Annotated in this window: 22 protein-coding genes; 10 read left to right on the plus strand and 12 right to left on the minus strand. The window is 72.2% G+C overall.

Going from position 1 to position 25,277, the window contains the following annotated elements:
* Window positions 1-25: 25 nt before the first annotated feature.
* A complete protein-coding gene (locus ABT369_RS23945) occupies window positions 26-1,255 on the minus strand; it encodes an extracellular catalytic domain type 1 short-chain-length polyhydroxyalkanoate depolymerase (protein ID WP_350615043.1) in 1,230 nt (409 codons plus the stop codon).
* A gap of 130 nt (window positions 1,256-1,385) precedes the next feature.
* Between ABT369_RS23945 and lipB the strand changes: the two genes are divergently transcribed.
* Window positions 1,386-2,000, plus strand: a complete 615-nt coding sequence (gene lipB, locus ABT369_RS23950) for a lipoyl(octanoyl) transferase LipB (protein ID WP_350615156.1) — start codon at window positions 1,386-1,388, stop codon at window positions 1,998-2,000.
* Here the strand turns inward: lipB and ABT369_RS23955 are convergent.
* Complete coding sequence (locus tag ABT369_RS23955) at window positions 1,984-2,556, minus strand: DUF6928 family protein (protein WP_350615045.1); 573 nt, start codon at window positions 2,554-2,556, stop codon at window positions 1,984-1,986. The genes lipB and ABT369_RS23955 overlap by 17 nt on opposite strands.
* A 28-nt stretch (window positions 2,557-2,584) precedes the next feature.
* Here ABT369_RS23955 and lipA point away from each other — a divergent pair, with 28 nt between their 5' ends.
* On the plus strand, window positions 2,585-3,595 hold the full coding sequence (gene lipA, locus ABT369_RS23960; RefSeq protein WP_502891816.1) for a lipoyl synthase: 1,011 nt from the start codon (window positions 2,585-2,587) through the stop codon (window positions 3,593-3,595).
* A gap of 24 nt (window positions 3,596-3,619) precedes the next feature.
* Window positions 3,620-4,318: a DUF4191 domain-containing protein gene (locus ABT369_RS23965; protein ID WP_350615049.1), complete on the plus strand. Its 699-nt coding sequence runs from the start codon at window positions 3,620-3,622 to the stop codon at window positions 4,316-4,318.
* Between the two features lie 10 nt (window positions 4,319-4,328).
* Here ABT369_RS23965 and ABT369_RS23970 read toward each other — a convergent pair whose 3' ends face one another.
* Entirely contained in the window at window positions 4,329-4,688 is a 360-nt protein-coding gene (locus ABT369_RS23970; RefSeq protein ID WP_350615051.1) for an RDD family protein, read from the minus strand.
* 178 nt (window positions 4,689-4,866) lie between these two features.
* On the opposite strand from ABT369_RS23970, the gene glnA (ABT369_RS23975) reads away from it, so the two are divergent.
* Window positions 4,867-6,291 carry a type I glutamate--ammonia ligase gene (gene glnA / locus ABT369_RS23975; protein ID WP_350615052.1) on the plus strand — a complete coding sequence of 475 codons (1,425 nt, stop codon included), beginning with the start codon at window positions 4,867-4,869 and terminating at the stop codon, window positions 6,289-6,291.
* Between the two features lie 57 nt (window positions 6,292-6,348).
* Here the strand turns inward: glnA (ABT369_RS23975) and ABT369_RS23980 are convergent, their stop codons facing one another.
* Window positions 6,349-9,276: a bifunctional [glutamine synthetase] adenylyltransferase/[glutamine synthetase]-adenylyl-L-tyrosine phosphorylase gene (locus ABT369_RS23980; protein WP_350615054.1), complete on the minus strand. Its 2,928-nt coding sequence runs from the start codon at window positions 9,274-9,276 to the stop codon at window positions 6,349-6,351.
* Window positions 9,276-10,079, minus strand: a complete 804-nt coding sequence (locus tag ABT369_RS23985) for a type 1 glutamine amidotransferase (protein WP_350615055.1) — start codon at window positions 10,077-10,079, stop codon at window positions 9,276-9,278. The genes ABT369_RS23980 and ABT369_RS23985 overlap by 1 nt, the downstream gene beginning before the upstream one ends.
* 44 nt (window positions 10,080-10,123) lie before the next feature.
* On the opposite strand from ABT369_RS23985, the gene ABT369_RS23990 reads away from it, so the two are divergent.
* Both ABT369_RS23990 and ABT369_RS23995 read left to right on the plus strand, forming a co-directional pair.
* Window positions 10,124-10,723, plus strand: a complete 600-nt coding sequence (locus ABT369_RS23990; protein WP_350615057.1) for a sulfite oxidase-like oxidoreductase — start codon at window positions 10,124-10,126, stop codon at window positions 10,721-10,723.
* A gap of 118 nt (window positions 10,724-10,841) precedes the next feature.
* Entirely contained in the window at window positions 10,842-11,573 is a 732-nt protein-coding gene (locus ABT369_RS23995) for a ferredoxin reductase (RefSeq protein ID WP_350615059.1), read from the plus strand.
* A 3-nt stretch (window positions 11,574-11,576) separates the two neighbouring features.
* Here the strand turns inward: ABT369_RS23995 and glnA (ABT369_RS24000) are convergent, their stop codons facing one another.
* Window positions 11,577-12,929, minus strand: a complete 1,353-nt coding sequence (glnA, locus tag ABT369_RS24000) for a type I glutamate--ammonia ligase (protein ID WP_350615060.1) — start codon at window positions 12,927-12,929, stop codon at window positions 11,577-11,579.
* Between the two features lie 119 nt (window positions 12,930-13,048).
* Here glnA (ABT369_RS24000) and ABT369_RS24005 point away from each other — a divergent pair, with 119 nt between their 5' ends.
* Together ABT369_RS24005 and panB are read left to right on the plus strand one after the other, a co-directional pair.
* The gene (locus ABT369_RS24005; RefSeq protein ID WP_350615061.1) at window positions 13,049-13,516 is read left to right on the plus strand and encodes a hypothetical protein; all 468 of its coding nucleotides are present in this window, start codon (window positions 13,049-13,051) and stop codon (window positions 13,514-13,516) included.
* A 108-nt stretch (window positions 13,517-13,624) separates the two neighbouring features.
* Complete coding sequence (panB, locus tag ABT369_RS24010) at window positions 13,625-14,458, plus strand: 3-methyl-2-oxobutanoate hydroxymethyltransferase (RefSeq protein ID WP_350615063.1); 834 nt, start codon at window positions 13,625-13,627, stop codon at window positions 14,456-14,458.
* Window positions 14,459-14,879: 421 nt separating this feature from the next.
* Here panB and ABT369_RS24015 read toward each other — a convergent pair whose 3' ends face one another.
* From ABT369_RS24015 to ABT369_RS24035, 5 genes are all read right to left on the minus strand, one after another.
* A complete protein-coding gene (locus ABT369_RS24015) occupies window positions 14,880-16,463 on the minus strand; it encodes a methyl-accepting chemotaxis protein (protein ID WP_350615065.1) in 1,584 nt (527 codons plus the stop codon).
* 47 nt (window positions 16,464-16,510) lie between these two features.
* Window positions 16,511-17,704, minus strand: coding sequence for a cytochrome P450 (locus ABT369_RS24020; RefSeq protein WP_350615067.1), 1,194 nt, complete (start codon window positions 17,702-17,704; stop codon window positions 16,511-16,513).
* Window positions 17,701-18,393 carry an NADPH-dependent F420 reductase gene (gene npdG / locus ABT369_RS24025; protein WP_350615069.1) on the minus strand — a complete coding sequence of 231 codons (693 nt, stop codon included), beginning with the start codon at window positions 18,391-18,393 and terminating at the stop codon, window positions 17,701-17,703. Before npdG ends, ABT369_RS24020 begins: the two co-directional genes overlap by 4 nt.
* A gap of 58 nt (window positions 18,394-18,451) precedes the next feature.
* The gene (locus ABT369_RS24030) at window positions 18,452-19,858 is read right to left on the minus strand and encodes an RNB domain-containing ribonuclease (protein ID WP_350615070.1); all 1,407 of its coding nucleotides are present in this window, start codon (window positions 19,856-19,858) and stop codon (window positions 18,452-18,454) included.
* A 729-nt stretch (window positions 19,859-20,587) separates the two neighbouring features.
* On the minus strand, window positions 20,588-21,028 hold the full coding sequence (locus ABT369_RS24035) for a hypothetical protein (protein WP_350615071.1): 441 nt from the start codon (window positions 21,026-21,028) through the stop codon (window positions 20,588-20,590).
* Between ABT369_RS24035 and ABT369_RS24040 the strand changes: the two genes are divergently transcribed.
* Together ABT369_RS24040 and aroA are read left to right on the plus strand one after the other, a co-directional pair.
* A complete protein-coding gene (locus tag ABT369_RS24040; protein ID WP_350615072.1) occupies window positions 20,997-22,949 on the plus strand; it encodes a hypothetical protein in 1,953 nt (650 codons plus the stop codon). The genes ABT369_RS24035 and ABT369_RS24040 overlap by 32 nt on opposite strands.
* A gap of 589 nt (window positions 22,950-23,538) precedes the next feature.
* Window positions 23,539-24,816 (plus strand): 3-phosphoshikimate 1-carboxyvinyltransferase, encoded by a 1,278-nt coding sequence (gene aroA / locus ABT369_RS24045; protein WP_350615074.1) that lies wholly within the window; start codon window positions 23,539-23,541, stop codon window positions 24,814-24,816.
* A 156-nt stretch (window positions 24,817-24,972) separates the two neighbouring features.
* On the opposite strand, the gene ABT369_RS24050 is transcribed toward aroA, so the two are convergent.
* Complete coding sequence (locus tag ABT369_RS24050) at window positions 24,973-25,245, minus strand: excalibur calcium-binding domain-containing protein (protein ID WP_350615076.1); 273 nt, start codon at window positions 25,243-25,245, stop codon at window positions 24,973-24,975.
* Between the last annotated feature and the right edge of the window lie 32 nt (window positions 25,246-25,277).

A 25,277-nucleotide genomic window follows, 5' to 3' on the forward strand; every position in this document is an offset into this window, starting at 1 on the left:
CGCGCCGCGCCGTCGAGGAGGCCCTTCAGCAGGCCGTGTCGTCGATCACGTAATAGTTGGCGGCGGTCTGACGCAGGCCGTGGGTGGTGAACACGTTGTAGAGGCCCATCGCCTGGTTCGACCCGTTTGCGTAGGTGTAGCCGCCGGTCTGGTGCGCCCGCCCGGCGGTCACGTGCGCGTAGTTCGACGCGCGCACGCACGGGCCGGAGCCCTGCGTCGGGGTCGGGCTCGGCGTCGGCGAGGACGTCGGTGAGGACGTCGGTGAGGCGGTCGTCGGGCCGGTGGTCGGGCCGCCGGTCGACAGGCCCCAGTCGAGCGCCTGGTAGTACGACGAGCAGATGGTGTCCTTGTAGTACGTGCCCGCGGTGCCGCACTGCTCCGTCGCCGAGCCGGGGTCGACCGGCGTCGCGTGGGTCATGCCCGACACGAGGTACACCTTGACCTTGTCCCCGTAGTTCGACAGCGACGTGCCGCCGGGCAGCGAGGCCGTCGACGTCGGGGTCTGGCCGACGCCGAGCACGTTCGTCCACTGGTCGCGCAGCTCCGTCGCGTTGGCCGGGGCCACGGTGGTGTCGGCGGTGCCGTGCCAGATCGCGACCCGGGGCCGCGCGCCGGAGTAGCCGGAGTACGCGCCCCGCACCAGGTCGCCCCAGGCCGCCGGGGTCTTGTCGACGCCGGGGTTCATGCAGCTGTACGCGGCCGTCATCGACGTGGCGCAGCGGTACGGCAGGCCGGCCATGATCGCGCCACCGGCGAACACGTCCGGGTAGGTGGCCAGCATCACGGCCGTCATCGCGCCGCCGGCCGAGAGCCCGGTGACGTACACCTTCGCCGGGTTCGTGCCGTAGTTCGCCACCGCGTAGTCGACCATCTGCTTGATCGACAGCGGCTCGCCCGAGCCCCGGGCGGTGTCGCCGGTCTCGAACCAGTTGAAGCAGCTCGTGCTGTTGTTGGCGGACTTCTGCTCCGGCAGGACCAGGGCGAACTTCCACAGGTCGGCGTACTTGCGCCAGCCGGAGTTGGTGAAGTAGTCGGTCGCGTTCTGGGTGCAGCCGTGCATCGCGACGACGACGGGCGCTCCCGAGCGGAGGCCGTCGGGGCGGTACGAGTACATCGTGAGGTTGCCGGGATTCGACCCGAAGCTGCCGACCGTCGTGAGCGTGGCGGCGTAGGCGGGCGTCGAGACGGTGGTGAGCGCGATCGCGGCGACCAGCGCGGCGGCCGCGGGCAGGATCCAGCGCAATGGCCTGGGCATGGCGGTGCCCTTTCTGCTGTGGGGAGCACCACGCTATGTGTGACCTTCGACGCACCACTATGTCCGCTTCCCACACAAAGCTCCGCGGTGGAGTGCGGCGTACGCTGGGCCCGTGACCAGCGTGGTGGGTATGCGAATCGTCCGGGCCGGGCTCGTGGACTACGAGGCGGCACTCGCCGAGCAGCGGCGGGTCCACGCGGAGGTCGCCGACGGCGCGGCGCCCGACACGGTGCTGCTGCTGGAGCACCCGAGCGTCTACACGGCCGGCAAGCGCACCGAGCCCGCCGACCGGCCCTTCGACGGCACGCCGGTGATCGACGTCGACCGCGGCGGGAAGATCACCTGGCACGGGCCGGGGCAGCTGGTGGGCTACCCGATCGTGAAGCTGCCCGATCCCGTCGACGTGGTGGCGTACGTGCGGCGCATGGAGCAGCTGCTCATGGACGTCTGCGCGGAGCTCGGCGTCGCCACGGTCCGGGTCGAGGGCCGCAGCGGGGTCTGGGTGCCGGCCGACGAGCGGGGCCCCGATCGCAAGGTCGCGGCGATCGGCATCCGGGTCGCCCGCGGGGTCACGCTGCACGGGTTCGCGCTCAACGCGGACTGCGACCTCTCGCGGTACGACATCTTCGTGCCCTGTGGCATTCGCGACGCGGGCGTGACGTCGCTCTCGGCCGAGCTGGGCCGGGACGTGACCGTCGACGAGCTGCTGCCGATCGTCGAGCGGCACCTCACGACGCTGTTCTGATCCGGTAGGCGACGACCGGGATCAGCTCGGGGTCGACGTCGTCGAGGCGTTCGTGGTCGTCGCAGGCGAAGCCGAACAGGCCCTGCATCGACGAGCAGCTCAGCTCGCGGGGGTCGGTGTCCGGCCGCTCGAAGCCGAGCCGCTCCCCCTCGTCCTCGACGACGGCGGGGTCGGCGCACACGCTCAGCGCGCGCACGCGGGAGCCGTCGCGCCAGACGCCGTAGCTGCACCAGCCGGCGTCGCTGTGGGCGGCGTGCAGGTAGACGTTGCGGCGCTCGCTCGCGGCCAGCACCACGGGGTCGAGCTCGGACGGGCGGCGCGGGGTCAGGCCCCAGCTGCACACCAGGTCGAGGCCGCTGAAGCAGCCGACGCAGACCACGTCGGCCGGCGGGTTGAGGGCGTCGACGAGCAGCTCGTCGCCGATCTCCTCGACCGCGGCCCCGGGGAAGAGGCGTTCGACGAGTGCACGGGTGGCCGGTTTGTCCAGCACGGGGTAGGACCGCAGGACATCGATAGGGTTTCCGTCGGCGAAGGCCACCAGCGTGTCGTTGAGCACCACTGTTCGCCTATTGCCGGACCGGGTGATTTGGAAACGTGGAAGACGTGACGTCAATCGCGTTCCCGGTTCTTGGGCAGTCGCCGGGCGTAGTCTTCGAGCTGTGACCGCCGTTGTTCCCGAAGGCCGTCGTCTGCTGCGCATCGAAGCGCGTAACGCGGAGACGCCGATTGAGCGCAAACCGTCGTGGATCAAGGTCTCGGCCAAGATGGGCCCCGAGTACACGCATCTGCGGGGGCTCGTCCAGCGCGAGGGCCTGCACACGGTCTGCCAGGAAGCCGGCTGCCCCAACATCTACGAGTGCTGGGAAGATCGCGAGGCGACCTTCCTCATCGGCGGCGACCAATGCACCCGCCGCTGCGACTTCTGTCAGATCGACACCGGCAAGCCGGCCGAGTTCGACGCGGACGAGCCGCGCCGGGTCGCCGAGTCGACGGCGACGATGGGGCTGAAGTACGCGACCGTCACCGGTGTGGCCCGCGACGACCTTCCCGACGGCGGCGCCTGGCTCTACGCCGAGACCGTCCGGCAGATCCACGCCCTGGTTGAGGGGTGCGGCGTCGAGCTGCTCATCCCCGACTTCAACGGCGAGCCGGAGCTGCTCAAGGAGGTCTTCGAGGCCCGGCCCGAGGTGCTCGCGCACAACGTCGAGACCGTGCCGCGGATCTTCAAGCGCATCCGGCCCGCGTTCCGCTACGAGCGGTCGCTGGGCGTGCTGACCAAGGCGCGCGAGGCCGGCCTGGTCACCAAGTCGAACCTGATCCTCGGCATGGGCGAGGAGCGGGCCGAGGTGACGCAGGCGCTCAAGGACCTCTACGAGGCCGGGTGCGAGCTGGTGACGATCACGCAGTACCTGCGGCCGACCCCGCGCCACCACCCCGTCGAGCGGTGGGTCAAGCCCGAGGAGTTCGTCGAGCTGCGCGAGGAGGCCGAGCAGATCGGCTTCGCGGGGGTCCTCTCCGGGCCGCTGGTGCGCTCCTCGTACCGCGCCGGACGCCTCTACCGGCAGGCGCTGGAGAACCGGGCTCTCAACTCCTGAGCGTGTCCCTCTAGACTCGGAGGCATGGCAAAGGCCCAGGAGCCGGAGAAGGTCTCCTTCTTCACTCGGCTCAAGCAGATCGGCATGGTCTTCTCGTTCACCGCGAAGCGCGACAAGGCGTTCGTGCCCCTCGTGGTGACGGTCGTCCTCGTGCCGCTGATCGCGGTCGGCGTCGCCATCGCGCTGGGCGTGTCCTGGATCTGGGCCCCGCTCGGCGTGCTGCTGGCGCTGCTCGGCACCGTCATCGTGCTCAACCTGCGCTCGCAGAAGGCGATGATGAAGGAGGCCGAGGGGCAGCCGGGCGCGGCGGCCTCGATCATCGAGAACATGCGTGGCGACTGGCGGGTCAGCCCGGCCATCGCCTCCACGACCCAGTTCGACATGGTGCACCTGGTCATCGGGCGCCCCGGCGTGATCCTGATCGGCGAGGGCAACCCGGGCCGGGTCAAGGGCCTCATCAGCCAGGAGCGCCGCCGGCTGGTCAAGGTCATCGGCAACGCGGAGCTGCGCGACTACATGGTCGGCAACGAGGAGGGCCAGATCCCCCTCCCGAAGCTGCGCAACATGCTGATCCGGCTGCCGCGCACGATCACGGCCAAGGACGTGAACTCCCTCGACAAGCGGCTCAAGGCGCTCTCGGCCCGGCCGCAGATGCCGCGGGGGGCTCTGCCCAAGAACATGAAGCCCCCGAAGGGGCAGTTCAAGGCGATGCGCGGGCGCTGAGCCCGCTCAGCTAGACGGCCTGCACGACCGAGCCCGCGGCCCGGTCGTGCAGGCCTCGCTGGTTCTGGTCCATGATCAGCGCCGTGACCAGCGGAAGCATCACGATCGCCCGCAGGAGCGCCCGCGGTACACCGAGCGGCCCCCCTGTGTTCATGGACACACAGCGGATGCGAAAGAGCCGCATGCCAAGTGTCTGGCCGAAGAACCCGAGAAACAGCGCGTAGACGACCACGAAGACCCCCGGCGCGAGCCAGGGCTCATCGACGGGCTTCGCGAACGCACCCGCGATGAGCAGGCACGATATCCAGTCGATCAACAGCGCGCCGAAACGGCGGGCCAGGGTTGCCGGCGCGGGCCGCACATTCTCCACGACGCGTCAGCCTATCGAACGACGCTCGCCGCTGATCGGCCGAGCCACGGGCGGCGAAACACAGCGGAAACAGTCGAGACATGCCGGGGCAATCGCACAGTTCTACGGTCGCGACCAACCAGACACCTTCACACTGAAGTGATCACCAGACTGGTCTTGCCTGCGACCTGGAGGACGAGTGTTCGCCAATTCTGAAGAGCTGTTGCGATACCTGAAGGATGAGGGCGTCCGCTTCGTCGACGTTCGCTTCTGCGACCTGCCGGGCGTGATGCAGCACTTCAACGTTCCGGTCGAGTCCTTCGACGAGAAGGTGTTCGACGAGGGCCTCGCCTTCGACGGTTCGTCCATCCGTGGGTTCCAGGCGATCCACGAGTCGGACATGCTGCTGCTGCCGGACGCGACCTCGGCGTTCATCGACCCGTTCCGCGTCGAGAAGACCCTCGCGCTCAACTTCTTCATCCACGACCCGTTCACGCGGGAGGCCTACTCGCGCGACCCGCGCAACGTGGCGAAGAAGGCGGAGGCGTACCTCAAGTCGAGCGGGATCGCCGACACGGCGTACTTCGGCCCCGAGGCGGAGTTCTACATCTTCGACTCGATCCGGCACGAGACGTCGGCGAACCAGGCGTACTACTACATCGACTCGATCGAGGGTTGGTGGAACTCCGGCAAGGACGAGCCGGGCGGCAACCGGGGCTACAAGACCGCCTACAAGGGCGGCTACTTCCCCGTCCCGCCGGTCGACCACTACGCCGACCTGCGTGACCAGATCGTGCAGCGGCTGCTGGCCGCCGGCTTCGTCGTCGAGCGCTCGCACCACGAGGTGGGCACCGCCGGCCAGGCCGAGATCAACTACAAGTTCGGCACGCTGCTGCAGGCGGGCGACCAGCTCCAGCTGTTCAAGTACATCGTGAAGAACACGGCGTGGGCCGCGGGCAAGACCGCGACCTTCATGCCGAAGCCGCTCTTCGGGGACAACGGCTCGGGCATGCACACCCACCAGTCGCTGTGGCTGGGCGGCGAGCCGCTGTTCTACGACGAGGCCGGGTACGGCGGCCTGTCGGACACCGCGCGCTGGTACATCGGCGGCCTGCTGCACCACGCGCCGTCGCTGCTGGCGTTCACGAACCCGACGGTCAACTCGTACCGCCGCCTGGTGCCGGGCTACGAGGCGCCGGTCAACCTGGTGTACTCGCAGCGCAACCGCTCGGCCTGCACGCGTATCCCGGTGACGGGCACGAACGCGAAGGCCAAGCGCGTCGAGTTCCGCGTGCCGGACCCGTCGGCGAACGTGTACCTCGCGTTCGCGGCGATGCTGATGGCCGGCCTCGACGGCATCAAGAACAAGATCGAGCCGCCGGCGCCGATCGACAAGGACCTGTACGACCTTCCGCCGGAGGAGGTCGCGAACGTCAAGCAGGTGCCCGGCTCCCTGGACGAGGTGCTCACCACGCTCGAGGGCGACCACGGCTTCCTGCTCGAGGGCGGCGTGTTCACGCAGGACCTGGTGGACACCTGGATCTCCTACAAGCGGGCCAACGAGGTCGACCCGGTGCGTCTGCGCCCGACCCCGCACGAGTTCGCCATGTACTACGACGTGTGATCTCGGCTTCGGCCAGGAAGTGGCCCGTCCCCGGCTGGGGGCGGGCCACTTCCGCGTTCAGGCGCCGTCGAAGATGCGCTCCACCGCCGCCCGCGCGCGGCGGGCCACGCGCAGGTACTCGTCCAGGAACTCCTGCGGCTCCGCCCCCGGGTCCAGGGCCGAGGCGGCCGCGGCCAGGTCGGGGCCCTGGCGCGGGAGCTGGTCCGTCGCGCGGCCGCGGACCAGGGTCAGCAGGTTGCGCACGCGGGAGGCCTGGCGCCAGGCGGCCTCGAGCTCGGCGGCGTCGGTCTTGGACAGCAGGCCGGCCTCGGTGGCGGCGGTCAGCGCCTCCAGCGTTCGCGGGGTGCGCAGGGCCGGGACGGCGTGGCCGTGCTGCAGCTGCAGCAGCTGGACGGTCCACTCGACGTCCGCGAGGCCGCCGCGGCCAAGTTTCGTGTGGGTCGCGGGGTCGGCGCCGCGCGGGAGGCGCTCGCTGTCCACGCGGGCCTTCAGGCGGCGGATCTCGTGGATCTGCTCGCGGGTCAGGCCGCCGTCGGGGTAGCGCTTGGTGTCGGCCAGCTCCAGGAACCGGGCGCCCAGCGACGCCGAGCCGGCCACCAGTCGCGCGCGCAGGAGGGCCTGGGCCTCCCAGACCTTCGACCAGCGGGTGTAGTACTGCTGAAACGCCCCGAGACTGCGCACTAGGGGGCCCTGGCGGCCCTCCGGGCGCAGGTCGGCGTCCACGCCCAGCGGCGGGTCGTGGGCCGGGCGGGCGAGCAGGCGGCGCAGCTCCTCGGCGATCGTGAGGGCGGCCTTGGCCGCGGCGTCGTCGGCCCGGCCGGGTGGGGCCTCGTAGACGAACAGCACGTCGGCGTCGGACGGGTAGCTCGTCTCGGCGCCGCCCAGCCGGCCCATGCCGATGATCGCGAACGGCAGGTCCGGGGCGGACGCGGCCGTGACGCCCAGGGTCGCGCGCAGGGTCGCGTCGATCACGGCGGACAGGGCGTCGCCGACGGCGGTCACGTCGAGCAGGCCGAGCAGGTCGGCGCAGGCGATGCGGAACAGCTCGCGGCGGCGCAGGGCGCGCACGGCGTTGATGGCCGCCTCCGGGTCGCCGTGGCGGGCCGCGGCGGCCGCGAAGCCCTCGGTGAGCACCTCGGCGCTGCGCGGCACCAGCTCGGCGTCGTCGGCCAGCAGGCGCAGCGCCTCCGGGTCGTGGACGAGCAGGTCGGTCACGTACCGCGACAGCGCCAGCAGCCGCGCCAGCCGCAGCGCGACCGGGCCCTCGTCGCGCAGCAGGCGCAGATACCAGGGCGTGTTGCCGATCTTCTCCGAGATCTGGCGGTAGGCCAGCAGGCCGCGGTCGGGCTCGGGGGCGTCCGCGAACTCGTTCAGCAGCGCCGGGAGCAGCTGGCGCTGGATGGCCGCGGTGCGGGACACGCCGCCGGTGAGGGCCTCGATGTGCCGCAGGGCGCCGGCCGGGTCGGCGAAGCCGAGCAGGTCGAGCCGGGCCCGGGCGGCGTCGGGGGTGAGCCGCAGCTGCTCGGACGGGACCCGGGCGACCGCCTCCAGCAGCGGGCGGTAGAAGAGCTTGGCGTGCAGGCGGCGCACCTCGCCGGCGTGGCGGACCCACTCGGTGCGGAAGGACTCCACGGCGTCGCGGGCCGCGTTGGGGCGGTAGCCGAGCGCGTGGGCGAGCCAGCGCAGCCCGTCCGCGTCGTCCGGGACCGTGTGCGTGCGGCGCAGGCGCTGCAGCTGGAGGCGGTGCTCGACGACCCGCAGGAAGCGGTACGCCCGCAGCAGCGCCTCGCCGTCGGCCAGCCCGACGTAGCCGCCCTCGATGAGCGCCCGCAGGCCGGCCAGGGTCGTCGGGGTGCGCAGGGACTCGTCGGCCCGGCCGTGCACGAGCTGCAGCAGCTGGACCGCGAACTCGATGTCGCGCAGCCCGCCCGGGCCGCGCTTGATCTCCCGGTCGACCTCGGCCCGCGGGATCGCCTCGATGATCCGCCGGCGCATCGCGCGCACCTCGTCGACGGCCTCCGGGCGCTCGGCGGCGGACCAGATGAGCGGCTGGAGCTCGGCCAGCCACCGCTCGCCGAGCGCGTGGTCCCCGGCGGCCGGGCGGGCCTTGAGCAGCGCCTGGAACTCCCAGGTCTTGGCCCACTTCTTGTAGTACGCCAGGTGCGAGGCGACGGTCCGCACGAGCGCGCCGCGGCTGCCCTCGGGGCGCAGGGCGGCGTCGACCGGCCAGGCGACGAAGCCGCAGATCTCCATCATCCGGGCCGCCAGCGCGCTACCCGCGCGCATCGCCGTCTCGGTGTCGGTGTCGCCCGCGGGCTCGGCCACGAAGACCACGTCGACGTCGCTGACGTAGTTGAGCTCGCGGCCGCCGCACTTGCCCATCGCGATGACGGCGAGCCGGACCTCGTCCGCGCCGGGCTCCTTGGCCCGGCGCTCGGCGACCGCGATGGCCAGGGCCGCCTCCAGGGTCGCGTCGGCGAGCTCGGTCAGGCGCCGCATCGTGACCTCGACGTCGGCGGCCGCGGTGAGGTCGGCGGCCACGATGCGCAGCAGCTCGCGGCGGTACCCACCGCGCAGCAACGGCACCGTGGACACGTCCCGGGTCTCGTAGCCGGCCGCGCGCTTGTTCTGCTCCCCGACGAGCTCGCGCCACTCGTCGGGGTTGGCCACGAGCAGGTCGCCGAGGGTCGCGGAGACGCCGAGCACGCCGATGAGCCGCCGCCGCAGCGCCCTGTCGGCCAGGACGGCGTCGCGCACCTCCTCCCCCGCGGCCTCGACGAGCCGCTGGAGCTGGAAGAGGGCGAGGTCGGGGTCGGCGGCGAAGTACAGCTGCTCGAGCACCGCCGCGGTGTCGTCGTCGGCGGCGCGGCGCGCGACCGGGTCCCACAGCCGCAGCCCGTCGGGGCCGGCCATCACCTCGGTGCGTTCGTTGTCGGTGAACCCGAACCGGGCCAGGTGGGCGGGGCTGACCTTGATCGGGTCCATCAGCGCGGCCCGAGCAGCGGCAGGGAGCGCAGCCCGCCCTCGCCGGCGTGGGGCGTGCGGCCCAGCGCCACGGCCGCGAACCGCTCCGCGAACGGCTTCCAGACCTCCTCGACGTCGGGCAGGGCCGCCTCGACCTGCTCGAGCATCTCGACCGGGTCGATGCCCAGCTCGATGAGGGTGTTCACGCCCTCCATGGCCCAGGTGGCGAACATCGGCAGGTCGCACTCGATGTGGAACTGCAGGCCCCAGGCCGCGGTGCCGAGCCGGTACGCCTGGATCGGGTAGTGCGTCGAGGCGGCCAGCAGGGTCGCGTGCATCGGCAGCTCGACGATCTCGTCCCGGTGCCAATGGAACACGTCCGGGGCGAACGGGACCGCGGCGAAGATCGGGTCGTTGTCGGCGACGTCGCGGCGCGCGACCAGCTTGACGCCGATCTCGGGCCCGGCCGAGCTGCGCTCCACGGTGCCGCCGTGGGCGTGGGCGAGCAGCTGGGCGCCGAGGCAGACGGCCAGGGTCGGGACCTTGTGCCGGACCGCCTTGCGCAGCAGCCCGTCGAGCTGGTCGAACCAGGGGGCGTCGCGCTCGCCCTCGGCGTCGGCGAACGCGTCCTGCTCGCCGCCGAGCACGACGAGCGCGGCGAAGCCGTCGAGGGTCTCGGGCAGCTCGTCGCCGGCGTGCGGCCGGACGACCTGGAGCTGCAGGCCGCCGGCGATCAGCCAGTCGGCGAGACGGCCGGGGCCGTCGGAGGGGTCGTTCTCGACCACGAGGGCCAGGGTTCCCCGGGGGGCGCCGTCGATCGTCACGTACTGACAATATCCACCGCCACGAGAGGGGGGAGGATGGGCGCATGAGCATCATCACGCCGGGCTTCCACGGGCTGCGCCGCGGGGGCGGGCCGGCCCTGCCGCCCGGGCAGTACCTGGCCCACGACTTCCCGGTGCTGTCCGCCGGGCCGACGCCGAAGATCCGCACGGAGCGGTGGGAGTTCGTGATCACCACCGAGACGGGCGAGGAGCGCAGCTGGAACTGGGCCGAGTTCACCGCGCTGCCGCACGAGGACGTCACGGTCGACATCCACTGCGTCACGAAGTGGTCGAAGCTGGGCACCGGCTGGCGGGGCGTGGCGGTCGACACCCTGCTCGCGGACGTCGAGACCGCGGCCGACTTCGTCATGGCACACTCCTACGACGGGTACACCACCAACCTGCCGCTCGAGGATCTGGTCGACGGGCAGGCGTGGGTGGCGTACCGGTACGAGGGCCGGGCGCTCAGCCCCGAGCACGGCGGGCCGGCGCGGCTGCTGGTGCCGCACCTGTACCTCTGGAAGTCCGCGAAGTGGGTGCACGGGCTGCGGATGATGCCGGCGGACGAGCCGGGCTTCTGGGAGGGGGCCGGGTATCACAACTACGGAGATCCATGGCGCGAGCAGCGGTACCAGGGCGACTGAGCGGTCCGGAGCGAAGCGGAGGGGCCGCTCAGTATGAAGCACAGCTCTGAGGTCGGTCGGCCGGAGCGAAGCGGAGGGCGACTGAGCGGTCCGGAGCGAAGCGGAGGGGCCGCTCAGCATGAAGCACAGCTCTGAGGTCGGTCGGCCGGAGCGAAGCGGAGGCCGACTGACCTGGCGTCGGGCCGAGTTGGCGGCGATTCGGCAGGAGACGGCCACCGCCCGGACATTGATCTTCGACGTTCCCGATTGGCCGGGGCACCTGCCGGGGCAGCATGTCGATGTGCGGCTCACCGCCGCCGATGGCTACCAGGCGCAGCGCAGCTACTCGATCGCGTCGGCGGCGGGGCTGGAGATCACGGTGCAGCGCCTCGACGGTGGTGAGGTTTCGCCGTACCTGACCGATATGTACGACATTTCGTGGCCGGTGGAGGTTCGGGGGCCCGTCGGCGGGTGGTTCGTCTGGCGGCAGTCGGACCCGGCGCCCGTGCAGCTCATCGCGGGCGGGTCGGGGATCGTGCCGCTGATGGCGATGATCCGGGCGCGGGCCGCCTCGGGCTCCAGGACGCCGTTCAGGCTGCTCTATTCGGTCAGAACGCCCGAAGATGCGATTTATGCCGACGAACTGCGGCGGCGGGTGCGGGACGACGGGGGGCTGGACGTGCAGTACATCCACACGCGCGTGCGCGGCAAACGGATCGGCCTCGTGGACGTCAACACCCACGCGTGGCCGAAGGACTTCGCGCCGAACGTCTTCGTGTGCGGCCCGACCGGGTTCGTGGAGACGGTCGCCGACATCCTCGTCGCGCTCGGCCACGAACCCTCGCGGGTCCGGACCGAGCGCTTCGGATGAGCGTCACATCATGCCGAGGTACCGCTCCCGCTCGAACGGCGTGACGACCCGGCGGTACTCCTCCCACTCCGTCCGCTTGTTCTTGAGGAAGAAGTCGAAGACGTGCTCGCCGAGCACCTCGGCGACGAGCTCGGAGCCGGCCATGACGTCGATCGCCTCGGAGAGGTTCTCCGGCAGCGCCTCGTAGCCGGCCGCGCGACGCTCGCCGTCGGTGAGGGCCCACACGTCGTCCTCGGCGCCGGGCGGCAGCTCGTAGCCCTGCTCGATGCCGCGCAGGCCCGCGCCGAGCATCACCGCGTACGCGAGATACGGGTTGCAGGCCGCGTCGAGCGAGCGGACCTCGACGCGGGCCGAGTTCGGCTTGCCGTAGGCCGGGACCCGCACGAGCGCCGAGCGGTTCTTGTGGCCCCAGCAGACGTAGGCGGGCGACTCGGTGATCCGGTTCGGCAGCGTCTGCGGGAACAGCCGCTTGTAGGAGTTCACCCACTGGTTCGTGATGGCCGTGTACTCCCGGGCGTGCACGAGCAGCCCGGCGATGAACGCCTGCCCGACCTTCGACAGCTTCATCGGGTCGCTGGCGTCGTGGAACGCGTTGCGCTCGCCCTCGAACAGCGACAGGTGGGTGTGCATGCCGCTGCCCGGCTGCTCGGTGAACGGCTTGGGCATGAAGGTCGCGTGCACGCCGTGCGACAGCGCGACCTCCTTGATCACGTGCCGGAACGTCATGATGTTGTCGGCCGTGGTGAGCGCGTCGGCGTAGCGCAGGTCGATCTCCTGCTGCCCGGGCGCGACCTCGTGGTGGCTGAACTCGACCGAGATGCCGATCCGCTCCAGCGCGAGCACGGCCTGGCGGCGGAAGTCGCGGGCGACGGAGTGGGTGGTGTGGTCGAAGTAGCCGCCGGTGTCGACCGGCCGCGGCACCGAGCCGTTCTCGCCGAGGTTCTCCAGCAGGAAGAACTCGATCTCGGGGTGGGTGTAGAAGGTGAAGCCCTTCTCGGCCGCCTTCGACAGGGCCCGGCGCAGCACGTGGCGCGGGTCGGCCCAGGAGGGCGAGCCGTCGGGGAGCGTGATGTCGCAGAACATGCGCGCGCTCTCGCCGGACATGCCGCCCTCGAACGGGAACACCTGGAAGGTCGTCGGGTCGGGCATGGCGACCATGTCCGACTCGTAGACCCGGGCGAAGCCCTCGATCGCGGACCCGTCGAAGCCGATGCCCTCCTCGAAGGCGGACTCGAGCTCCGCCGGGGCGACCGAGACGCTCTTCAGCGTGCCCAGCACGTCGGTGAACCACAGCCGGACGAACCGGATGTCCCGCTCTTCGAGCGTGCGGAGCACGAACTCCTGCTGACGGTCCACGTGATGCCCCCACGAGCTGTCTACGGCCAATTCGGGCAAGTCTCGCCCGACGGTATTACACACAAGTTACCGGACCACGGTATGTGACCAGGCACGGGCGTGAACGGGCCGGAGTGGGTATGAGACCGGGCATGATCTGCGACCTGTGGCCCTCGCTCGTGGACCGGTTCCGTGACCGTGCGCGGTCGCGCCCGGTCGCCCTGGAGCTCTCCGGCGACCTCGGCTCGTCCGTCGCGGCGGTCGTGGCCTGCGACGCGCTCGGCCCGTCCCAGGTCACGGGGCTCGCGCTGTGCGACACCGTCCCGCCGCAGGTGCGTGAGCTGGTGCTGCGCACCGGCCTGGACTTCCGGCTCGAGCCGGTGCAGCCGATCCTCGACGCGTTCCTGGCCGAGCTCACGCTGGATGCGCCGGTCGCGGCGAACCTGCAGGCCAGGGTGCGACGGGTGGTGCTCCTGGCGCTGGCCGAGCAGGAGGGCCGGGTCGTCCTCAATCCCCTCCAGGACGTGCCGGCCGACGTACTGCCCGAGCTCGCCCGGTGGCGCAACGCACAGGACGACGAAGTGCTCATTCCGGTTTCGGCGATGTGAAAAACCGCATCGTCCCGGTAACAATCGCCGCCGCCGGTGCGACCATCGGGGTGTTGAGCCCGGGGACCCCGGATTGGGGCCTCGAGGAGTGAAACGAGGAGGACGCTGATGTCCGAGATCCCGTCCTTGTACGGCGGCGCCGTCAATCGCCGGGTCCGCACCCGTGACCTGATCGCCGCCAAGGAGCGCGGCGAGCGATGGCCGATGCTCACGTCGTACGACCAGTACACCGCCGGCATCTTCGACGAGGCCGGCATCCCGGTCCTGCTCGTCGGGGACTCGGCGGCCAACAATGTCTACGGGTACGAGTCCACGGTCTCCGTATCCGAGGACGAGCTGCTGCCGCTCGTGCGCGCGGTGGTCCGCTCGACCCGGCGCGCGCTCGTCGTCGGGGACCTGCCGTTCGGCTCCTACGAGGAGGGCCCGGCGCAGGCGCTGCGCACGGGGGTCCGCTTCATGAAGGAGGGCGGCTGCCACGCGGTGAAGCTCGAGGGCGGCCGGCGGGTCGCGCCGCAGATCGCCGCGCTGGTGAGCGCGGGCATCCCGGTCATGGCGCACATCGGGTTCACGCCGCAGAGCGAGCACGCGCTCGGCGGGTTCCGCGTGCAGGGCCGCGGGGACGCCGCCGAGGACGTGGTCGAGGACGCGCACGCGGTCGCCGAGGCGGGCGCGTTCGCCGTGGTCCTCGAGATGGTGCCGGGCGAGGTCGCCAAGCGCATCACGCACGAGCTGCACATTCCGACGGTCGGCATCGGGGCCGGCGCGGACACGGACGCGCAGGTGCTCGTGTGGCAGGACATGGCGGGGCTGCGCACGGGGCGGACGCCGCGGTTCGTGAAGCGCTACGCCGACCTCGCGGGGGCGTTGTCGGACGCGACCCGGACCTTCGCCGACGAGGTGCGCACGGGCGTGTTCCCCGCGCAGGAGCACACCTTCGACTGACGGCTCTCTCTCGGCGGCGGCCGGGTCCGTGATGTCCCCGGGCTCGGGCGCCGCCGCGGTGTCGGCTGGGAGTCGCTTGCTTTCGACTGACGGCTCTCTCTCGGCGGCGGCCGGGCCCGTGATGCCCCGGGCTCGTTCCCCGCTGTGGTGTCGGCTGGGAGTCGCCCGCTGAGCTCGATATGTCGGGCGCTTCGCGCCGCGACATATCGGATTTATACCCCGCCGCCGTATACGTCCGATATTTGCGATTGGGGCGGCCGCCGGTCGGGGTTCGTTGGACTGACAGTCGGTTGGGGTGACCAGCCGCGGGCCTGGCAGCGACGGCGCGCCAGCGCCGAGCGGTGTCTGGCGGGAGCGACGGTCCGCACCACCGCGGACCCGAGTCATGGCCTTGACGGAACGTCGCGGGTTCGGTCCTCGGTCAGAACTTGAAGTACGAGACGAGCTGGCGCAGGTCCTGGGACATCCGGGCCAGCTCGCCGGCCGCGCCCTTCGCCGCGCCGACGCCCTGGGTCGTGGCGGCGGTCGCGTCGGCCACGCCGGCGATGTTCGCCGCGATCTTCTCCGCGCCGGTGGCCGCCTCGGCGACCGAGCGGCTCATCTCCGCGGTCGTGGCCGACTGCTCCTCGACCGCCGAGGCGATCGTCGCCTGGTACTGGTTGATCTCCTCCACGACCTCCCCCATGCGCCGGATCGCCTCGGCCGCGGCGCCGGTGTCGGACTGGATCGCGGTCACGCGCAGGCGGATGTCCTCGGTCGCCTTCGCCGTCTCCTGCGCGAGGTCCTTGACCTCGTTGGCGACGACCGCGAAGCCCTTGCCGGCCTCCCCCGCGCGGGCGGCCTCGATGGTCGCGTTCAGCGCGAGCAGGTTCGTCTGCTCGGCGATGGAGGTGATGAGCTTGAGCACGTTGCCGATCTCCGTCGAGGACACCGCGAGCCGCTCGACCTTCTCGTTGGCCGCGCCCGCCTCGCGCACCGCGCCCGAGGCCACGCCGGCCGCGTCGGCGGCGTTGCGCGCGATCTCGTGGATCGACGCGCCCATCTCCTCGGCGCCGGTCGCGACCGTGCTGACGTGCCGGGAGACCTCGTGCGAGGACATCGAGGCGTCCGACATCTGCTGGTTCGTCGAGCCGGCGGCCCCGGCGATCTCCTCGCTGACCCGGGACAGCTGGCGGGAGGCGTCGGCGAGGCTGTCCGAGCTGGTACTGACGGCCGAGATCGAGCTGCGGATGCTCCCCATCGCCGCGTCCAGGCTCGCGGCCATCTGGCCGATCTCGTCCCGCCCGGTCATGCCGGCCCGCTGGGTGAGGTCGCCGCGGGCGAGCGCCTCGAGCACCCCGCGGACCTTGCGCACGGGCCGGATGATGGCGCGCGCCACCGGGATCGCGATCGCCAGGAACACCAGCACGCCGATGAGCAGCGCGGCCGCCGTCGCCCAGTTCGCCCGGCTCTGGGTGTCGGTCATCTCGCCGCGCTCCTGCGCGATGCGCGCGTCGAGCTTGTCCTCGAGCGCGCCGATCTTGTCGTCGACCGCGTGGTTGCGCTCGGCGATGTCGCCCTCGCGCGCCCGCACGGACGCCTGATCGGCCTGGGCTCCCCTGATGAAGGTGCCGATGAAATCGTTGAACGCCAGCGCGTCGGTCTTGATGGCGGCCAGGTCCGCGTCGACGTCGGCGGGCAGCTCCAGCGCGTCGATCTTGTCGAGGGTCTCGGTGACGGAGCTCTGGTCGTCGGGCAGGTCGCCGAGGATCGCCGCGATGTCGGCCTCGGCGATGGCGCGGTACGCGTCGACCTTCAGCTCCGACTCGCGCGTGTCGAGGTGGTGCAGCAGGCTGCTGGCGATGTCGAGGGTGTGGACGGTGTCGGCCTGCCGGCTCAGTTCACGCTGGGACAGCAGGCCGACCGTGCCCGCGGCCGCCGAGACCAGGACACCGGCGGCGCAGAGGATGCCGATCTTCGGAACAATGCCCAAATTGGCGAAGACCGCCATCAAGACCCCAATCACGCGGTTTCCGGAGCTGTACCGGTGATATCGGCCATCGGCCGGCACTCCTACATGGAAACCTCGAGACTTTCCAGGCCCCGGATGACGTAGCCGGGCTTGTAGACCGGGTCCCGCACCAGCTCCATCGCCGGCGCCTTCGTCAGCAGCGCCCCGAACGAGGCGGTCAGCTCGATGCGCGCCAAGGGCGCCCCGAGGCAGTAGTGGATGCCCGCCCCGAACGAGATGTGCGGGTTGTCGCGCCGGGTCACGTCGAGCGCCTCGGGCTCGGCGAACGCGGCCGGGTCGTGGTTGGCCGAGCCGAACAGCAGCGCGACCTCGCTCCCGCGCGGGATCGTCACCCCATGCACCTCGATGTCCTCGAACACCCAGCGCTCGAACATCTGCAGCGGGGTGTCGAAGCGCATCAGCTCCTCGATCGCCGGGCCGAGCAGCTCCGGGTCCGCCCTGACCTTCGCCAGCTGCTCCGGGTGCTGCAGCAGCGCCCGCCAGCCGTTGCCGGTCACGTTGACGGTGGCCTCGTGCCCGGCGTTGAGCAGCAGCACGCACGTGCCGATCAGCTCGTCCTCGCTGAGCCCCTCGACCGCGGCCAGCGCGCTGACCAGGTCGTCGCGCGGGTCCTCCTTGCGCCGGCGGGCGAGCGCGCGCAGGTACTCCGTGAACTCCTCCGACGCCCGCACCGCCGCCTCGGCCGTCTCCCGGGCGGGATTCAGCTCGTACATCCCGCAGATCGCCGCCGACCAGGGCCGCAGCAGATGCCGGTCGGCCTCGGGCACGCCGAGCAGCTCCGCGATCACGGTCACCGGCAGCGGCTCGGCGACCTGCGCGATGAGGTCGCCGCCGCCCTGCGCCACGAACGCGTCGACCAGCTCGTCGGCCAGGCGCTGCACGTACGGCCGCAAAGCCTCGACCCGCCGCGGCGTGAACGCCTGCGAGACCAGCCGCCGCAGCCGCGTGTGGTCGGGCGGCTCGCGGTCGAGCATGCCGTTGTTGTTGAGGGTCCAGAACGGCTCCTGGTAGTCCGGCGGCGCCGTGCGGCCCATCTCCTCGTGCGTGGCGACGTGCAGGTAGCTGCGGCCGAGGCGCCGGTCGCGCAGCAGCGCGTTGACGTCCTCGTGGCGGCTGATGAGGTATTGCCGGCTGGGCTCGAACCACAGCACCGGCGACTCCTCGCGCAGCCGCGCGTAAGCCGGATACGGCCGCGCGACGAACTCCGCGGACCACGGGTCGAATGCGACGGTCACAGATCCGTCACCCGAATCCCCGCGTGCGCCTTGTACCGCTTGTTGATGGCGATGAGGTTCGCGGTGAGCGCCTCGACCTGCCCCGCATTGCGCAGCCGCCCCGCGAACACGCCCCGCATGCCGTTGATCCGCCCCGCGAGCGCCTGCACCTGCAGCGCGGCCTCCCGGTCGTCGCCGAGCACGAGCACGTCGAGGTCCACGGCGTCCACCTCGGGATCCGCCAGCAGTACCGCACTCACGTGGTGGAACGCCGCGCACACCCGGGCCTCAGGCAGCAGCGCCGCGGCCTGCTCGGCCGCGCTGCCCTCCTCGACGCGCAGCGGATACGGCCCCTGCTTGTCGAACCCGAGCGGGTTCACGCAGTCGACCACGATCCGCCCGCCGCTCAGCAGCGGCGCCAGCTCGGCGACGGTGGCCCCGTGCCCCTCCCACGGCACCGCGATGACGACGACGTCGGCCCCCGCGGCGAACGCGTTGTCCCCGCCCTCGACCACGCCGTGCACGCCCGGCATCTCGCGCAGTTCCTGGGCCGCGTGCTCGCCGCGCTCGGTGGAGCGCGAGCCGACGAGGACCCGCTGGCCGGCGCGGGCAAAACGGTACGCGAGGCCGCGCCCCTGAGGTCCCGTCCCGCCGATGATGCCGACGGACAGGCCCGAGACGTCGGGCAGCTCGATCTGGTCGTAGCTCATGCCTTCTGTTGTACCTCCCACCGATCGTTTCCCCCGACGAAGCCCACACGCACCTTTGTCACACCTCGTGGAACGTCACCTTGCGCTTGGCCGGGTCCGCCTCCGTGAGCCGCACCGAGATCCGCTCCCCCAGCGGCAGCGAGTCGCCCTCACAGCGCGCCCGCACCGGCGGCTCGTCGATCGCGATGTCGGCCCGGTGCTTGGCCCGGTCCACGTCGAGCACCGCGGCCTCGAACGTCTCCCCGACCCGCCCCTGCAGCAGCGTCGCCTCCACCAGGTCGACCGCCCCGCGCTCGGCCGAGCCCGCGACCCGGTCGGTGCGGGTCATGACCTCAGGCAGCTTCGGCAGAGCCTCCCGCGCCCACGAGGGGACCGCTGCACCTGCGTGGAGCGCGAGGCACACCTCGGTGACGTACCGGTCGGCCAGACGCCGCAGCGGGGCTGTCACGTGGGCGTACGGCGCGGCCACCGCGGCGTGCAGCGGCTGCTCCGGCGGCGCCCCGTCGAACGGCGTGTAGCCGGCCCCGCGCATCATTTCCGCGGCCTGGTCGAGCAGCGCCGCCGCCCTCGGCTGAGCGGGGTCCAGGGCCGCGATCATCTGCCCCGGAGTCGCGTCATCCGGCCACGGTACGTCCAGTGCCTTCGCCGCCAGCCGAAGCGCCTCGACGGTCTCCTGCGCCGCCGGTGGCATGGTCCGCAGCAGCCCGACGCCGCCGTCGAGCATGATCCGCGCCGCCGACATCCCGGTGAGCAGCGAGATCTGCGCGTTGTACTCCTCGACCGCGACCGGCGCCCGCAGCGTCAGCCGCCACCCGTCTCCGTCGGGCTCGATCTCCTGCTCGGGCATCGGCAGGTTCACGGCCCCGCGCTCCAGCCCGCGGGCCACGAGCAGCTTGCCGATCTCGGGCAGCAGCGCGATCGACGGGTGCAGCCGGCCCGCGTCCGCGTCCCGCTGCACCGACTCGTAGTCGAGCTTGGCCCGGCTGCGCACCCGCGCCCGCCGCACGTCGATCCCGACGGCGTTGCCCTCGCCGTCCACGTCGATCGACCAGAGCACCGCCGGGCGCACCTGGTCCGGCAAGAGGCTCGCCGCGGCCTCACTGAGCACCGGGGGGTGCAGCGGCACCTTGCCGTCGGGCAGGTACGCGGTCTGCCCCCGCTGCCACGTGTCGTGCTCCAGGGCGCCGCCGGGCTCGACGAACGCCGCGACGTCGGCGATCGCGTAGTGCACGCGGTAGCCGTCGTCGCGCCGCTCGATGAGCAGCGCCTGGTCGAGGTCCTTGGACGTGGGCGGGTCGATGGTGACGAACTCGAGCTCGGTCCGGTCGGGCCGGTCCTCGAACGTCTTGTGCGCGGCGGCCTCGGCCTCCTGCTGCGCGGGCGCGGTGAACGCGTCGGGCAGCTCGAGCTCGTGGCGCAGCGCACTGAAGTCGATGCGGGGTGCGAAGGTTCGGCGGACGGTCACGAGGTCAGTCTTACCAGCAACGGTCACCCCGGAAATCACGCGAACGGCCGGTCCCGTTCTCGGTCCACGGACCGAGGCGCTCGTCGGTCCGGGGACCGGTGAGGCGCTCATGCTTTTGGCCGATCCGTCCGGCGTCGCCGGGCGCGAGACTGGTCCCAGATTCCCCGGCCGTCAGGCGCAAGTCGGTGGGGGTGCGACCGGGGCGGTTGCGCGGCTTCGGCAGCGGCGCCGATGGCGCTTGTACGGACCGAAGGCTGGGAGCGGCCTGTGCCTCAGCTCGCCGCGCGCTGGCCGGGCTTGTCGAGGCTGTGGCACGGCGGGAAGTGGGCAGCGCGGCCGGGCTCGTCGGGGGTGTGGCGCCGGCGGGCGCGGGAGGTTAGCGGGGCGGCCGGGCTTGTCGGGGATGCGGCGCGGCCGGCGCGGAGGCGGCGGCACGGCGGGCGCGGGAGGCGGGCGGCGCGGCCGGGCTCGTCGGGGGTGCGGCGCGGTGGGCGCGGGAGGTTAACGGGGTGGCCGGGCTCGTCGGGGATGTGGCGCGGCCGGCGCGGAGGTGGGAGGGGCGGCCGGGCTTGTCGGGGGGTTCGATGCGGCTGGGGCGGAGGCGAGCGCGGGGCCGGGCTTGTCGGGGATGCAGCACGGCCGGCGTGCTGGTGGGCGCGCCGGCCGGGTTTGCTCGGTATGCGAACGGCCGGTCCCCGCCGAGGCGTTGGACCGGCCGTTCCTCGGCACTTACGGGCGGGCCAGGGTGGCCCAGTCCTCCGCGGTCATGCTCGCGGCCTCTTCCGGGTTGTTGCCGTTCTCGCGGCCCGGGATCGACTCCGACGCGGCGGTCTCCTCGGCCGGGGCCGACTCTGCCGCCAGGCCGCCCTCGGCGACCGCGGCCGGCTGGGTCGCCGGGTCGGCCGGGGTCGTCGCGGCGGCCGTCGTCTCCGGGGCCGTGGTCGCGGCGGCCTTCTTGGCCGGGGCCTTGCGCGGGGCGGCCGTCTTCTTCGCGGCCGTCGACTTCGCGGCGGTCGCCTTGGTCGCGGTCGTCTTCGCGGCCGTGGCCTTGGTGCCCGTCGTCTTCGTCGCGGCGGTCTTGGCCGGGGTCGCCTTCGCGGTGGCCGTCGTCGCCGTCGCCTTCGTGGCGGCGGCCTTCGTGGCCTTCGCCGTCGTCGACTTGGCCGCCACCGACTTCGCCGGGGCCGCCTTCGCCGCGGACTTGGCCGGGGTGGCCTTCGCCGCGGTGGACTTGGCCGCGGTGGACTTGGCCGCCGTGGACTTGGCGGGCGTGGACTTGGCGGCCGTGGTCTTCGTCGCGGTCGCCTTCGCCGGGGCCGCCTTCGACGCCGTCGTCTTCTTGGCCGCCGTCGACTTCGCGGCGGTCGACTTGGCGGCGGTCGTGGACTTGGCCGCGGCCTTGGTCGCCGTCGACTTGGCGGCCGTCGACTTGGTGGCGGCCTTCGCCGGGGCCGCCTTCGCCGTGGCCGTCTTCTTGGCGGCGGTCGCGGACTTGGCGGCGGTGGCCTTCGTCGCGGTGGCCTTCGTCGCGGTCGCCTTCGCGGCCTTTGCCGGGGCCGCCTTCGGCGCGGCGGTCTTCTTGGCCGCCGTCGACTTGGCCGCGGTGGCCTTCGTCGCGGTCGCCTTCGCCGGGGCCGCCTTCGACGCCGTCGTCTTCTTGGCCGCCGTGGACTTCGCGGCGGTCGTGGACTTGGCGGCGGCCTTCGTCGCGGTGGCCTTGGTCGCGGTGGCCTTCGCCGCCGTCGACTTCGCGGCCTTCGCCGGGGCTGCCTTCGACGCCGCGGTCTTCTTCGCCGCCGTCGTCTTGGCCGGGGCCGCCTTCGACGCCGCCGTCTTCGCGGCGGTCGTCTTGGTGGCGGCCTTCGCCGGGGTCGCCTTGGCCGTGGTCGTCTTCTTCGCCGCCGTCGACTTGGCAGCCGTCGACTTGGCCGCGGTGGCCTTCGTCGCGGTCGCCTTCGCCGGGGCCGCCTTCGACGCCGTCGTCTTCTTGGCCGCCGTGGACTTCGCGGCGGTGGACTTGGCGGCGGTGGACTTGGCGGTGGTGGACTTCGCGGCCGCCTTGGCCGGGGTCGCCTTCGCCGTGGTCGTCTTCTTGGCCGCCGTCGACTTGGTCGCCGCGGTGGTCTTCTTCGCCGCCGTGGTCGCCTTCGCCGCCGGGGCCGCCGCCTTCGACGCCGCCGTCTTGCGGGCGGCCGGGGTCGCCGACTTCGCGGCCGTGGTCGCCTTCGCCGCCGGGGCTGCCGCCTTCGACGCCGCGGTCTTGCGGGCCGCGGGGGTCGCCGGCTTCGCCGCCGTCGACTTCGCGGCCGCGGTGGACTTCGCCGCCGGGGTCGCCGACTTCGCCGCCGTGGTCTTGCGGGCGGCCGGGGTCGCCGTGCTCGACGCGGCCGCCTTGCGGGCCGCGGGAGTCGTGGTCGCCGACTTCGCCGCGGTCGTCTTGCGGGCCGCGGGGGTCGCCGACTTCGCCGCCGTGGTCTTCGCGGCGGCGGGCGTGGTGCTCGTCTTGCTCGCCGTGGATCGGGTCGCACGCGGCTTGGCGGCGGTCGCCGCCGTTGCGTCAGCGGCGGACGGCGTCACGGCCGCGGTCGTGGCACGGCGGGGGGAGCCGGCCGCGACCGTCTTGCGGGCCCTGGCGGGAGCCTGCTCGGTCGTCGCGGGGGCCGAGGCCGCCGCGGTCGTCGCGGCCGCGCGCGCTGCGGCCGATCTCGTGGTGGCCTTCTTAGCTGCGGCCATCGTGGTCCTCCTGGAGGAGTTCTCCCGCATCCTGCGGGATGTTCGCGGTTGGGTTGTGCGGGTGGTCGGGTGGTCGGGTGTTTCGGGGAGCCGGCTGTCCGGGCGGTTCGCGGTCGCCACGGGCTCCGGCGCTTTGCTAGTGCTTGCCTTCCCACCGTTCGTCTTCGGCGTCCCACGCCTCGTTGCGTTCATGGACTGTAGCGAGGGCCTGTTCCGCTGCCGCCGCCGAGTCGTACGGTCCGAGGCGATCCCTTCCGGGGCACATGTTGTCCTCGGACTCGACCCGTTGGTGAGAAAGGCACCAGTAGTACCGCTCAGCACCGCTGCTGCTCATGACATCACTGTGCACCGCAAATGAAACATGCGCCACCGAAACCGGCAAATAGCTTGTTGAGATTCCACAGTAGACGCAACCGCCTGACAAGGGTCCGGGTCACGCTCGTGTGGCCGGGCGGAGTCGCGGGGTGGATCCGAATGCGGACGGAATGCGTTGCCGCGCAAGGAATCCGCGATCATGGCGGCCTTGTGAAATCCCGGAAGATTGTGGGAGTTGCACCGTCTTCGTGTGGCAACTCTCACCCGCGGGTGAGCCGAACGGAGGAAACACATTCGAGTCGGAAGGTCGACCCGGCGATCCTCGTTTGGAGACGAACGAGGGTGGTGCCGGAGGCCGCCGCGGGGATCGTCCACCGTGGACGGGTGCCGCTGCGAGGCGGGTCGGGGCGGGCATGCCGCGGCGGGCCGATGGGCGTTGCCGGGACCCGGGAAGCAGCACCGTGGACGCGAAAGACGCGGCGATGCGAAACGACGCGGTGGGTGCGAAAAGGCGGCGCCGGCCAAGACGCGGTGGGTGCGAAAAAGGGGTGCCGGCGAGACGCGGTGGGTGCGGTGGTGCCCGGGGCGGGGTGCCGGGTCGGACTCCGAGCCCGTTGCGGGACAATCGAAGGGTGAGCCTCCATGCCGATGACCTGCCGGACGTCCTCGCCGTCACGCCGCTGACCGCGCCGCCCGACGTCGCCCTGCGCCCGCCCGGCTCGAAGAGCATCACCAACCGCGCGCTCATCTGTGCCGCCCTCGCGCCCGGGCGCAGCACGCTGACGGGGATGCTCTTCGCGAACGACACCTACGCGATGCTCGGCGCCGTGGGGGCGCTGGGCGCGACCATCGCCGTCGACGAGGCCGCGAAGACGGTGCTCGTCGACGGCATCGACCCGCGCTCCGCGACCGGCGAGGTTCGCATCGACGCGCGCCAGTCCGGCACCACCGGGCGCTTCATCCTGCCCGCCGCGGCGCTGCGCCCGGCGCGCGGCGTCGTCGACGGCGACCCGCAGCTGCGGGCGCGCCCGTTCGGCCCGCTCGTGGACGCGCTGCGCGAGCTCGGCGCGAGCATCGAGGACCTCGGGCGGCCCGGATACCTGCCCGTCGCCGCGACCGGACCGGTGGCCGGCGGGAAGGTGGCGGTGCCGGGGCACATCTCCAGCCAGTACCTCTCCGGGCTGCTGATGGCCGGGCCCCTGATGGCCGACGGGCTCACCGTCGAGCTCACCTCGCCGTTGGTCTCCGTGCCCTACGTCGAGTCGACCACCGCCGTCATGGCCGCGTTCGGCGTTCCGGTGGAGGGTCTCACGGTGCGGCCGGGGGCGTACCGGCCCGCCGACTACGCCATCGAGCCCGACGCCAGCGCCGCCTCCTACCTGCTCGCCGCGGCCGCGATCACCGGCGGCCGGGTGAGCGTCGAGGGCCTCGGCACCGGCAGCCTGCAGGGCGACGTGCGCTTCGCGGACCTGCTGGAGCGGATGGGCGCGCGGGTCGAGCGGACGGCCGACCGCATCACGGTCACGGGCACCGGCGAGCTGCACGGCATCGAGGTCGACATGGCCGACATCTCCGACACCGCGCAGACCCTCGCGGCCGTGGCGGCGTTCGCGGACTCCCCCACCGTCGTCACCGGCATCGACTTCATCCGGCGCAAGGAGACCGACCGGATCGCGGCCATCGTGACCGAGCTGCGCCGCGCGGGCCTGGACGCGACCGAGGACGCCGACGGGTTCACGGTGCGGCCGGGGGCGATCGCGCCGACGGATTTCGAGACGTACGACGACCACCGCATGGCGATGAGCCTGGCGCTGCTCGGGCTGCGGGTGCCCGGCATCCGCATCAAGCACCCGCGGTGCGTTTCCAAGACCTACCCGACGTACTTCGAGGACCTCGCCCGCCTCGGATGAAGCCGCGGCGCACGCCGGGTCGTCGACGAGCGGTTCTCGACGGCCCGGCTCGGGTTCGACCGACCGCGGACCTGGCAGAGAGGCCCGCCAGGGCCGAACGGTGTCTGGCGGGAGCGACGGTCCGCACCACCGCGGACCCGAGTCATGGCTCTGCTCTCAGCGTCTTTCGCAGGCGATCCCGTCCGCGTCGGCGTCGAGGCGCTTGTTGGCGTTGTAGGCGGCCGGGTTCACCGTGAAGTTCGTGACGGGCTTGGCTTTGCCCTTCACCTTGTCCGTCGCGCCGGCGCGGGCGACGCCGTGCGCGAAGTCGTGCTGGAGAGCGGCGCAGCTGACGTACCGCTTCGGCGCCGCCGCGTACGCCTGCGACGACGGCAGCGCCGCCGCGACCCCCAGCAGCAGGACCATCAGCACCCTCGGGCTCGTCCTCATGCGGGTGTCGTCGGCGGCGCGGGGCCGGACCT

The sequence above is a fragment of the Dactylosporangium sp. NPDC000244 genome (assembly GCF_040300725.1).
Taxonomy (GTDB): Bacteria; Actinomycetota; Actinomycetes; order Mycobacteriales; family Micromonosporaceae; genus Dactylosporangium.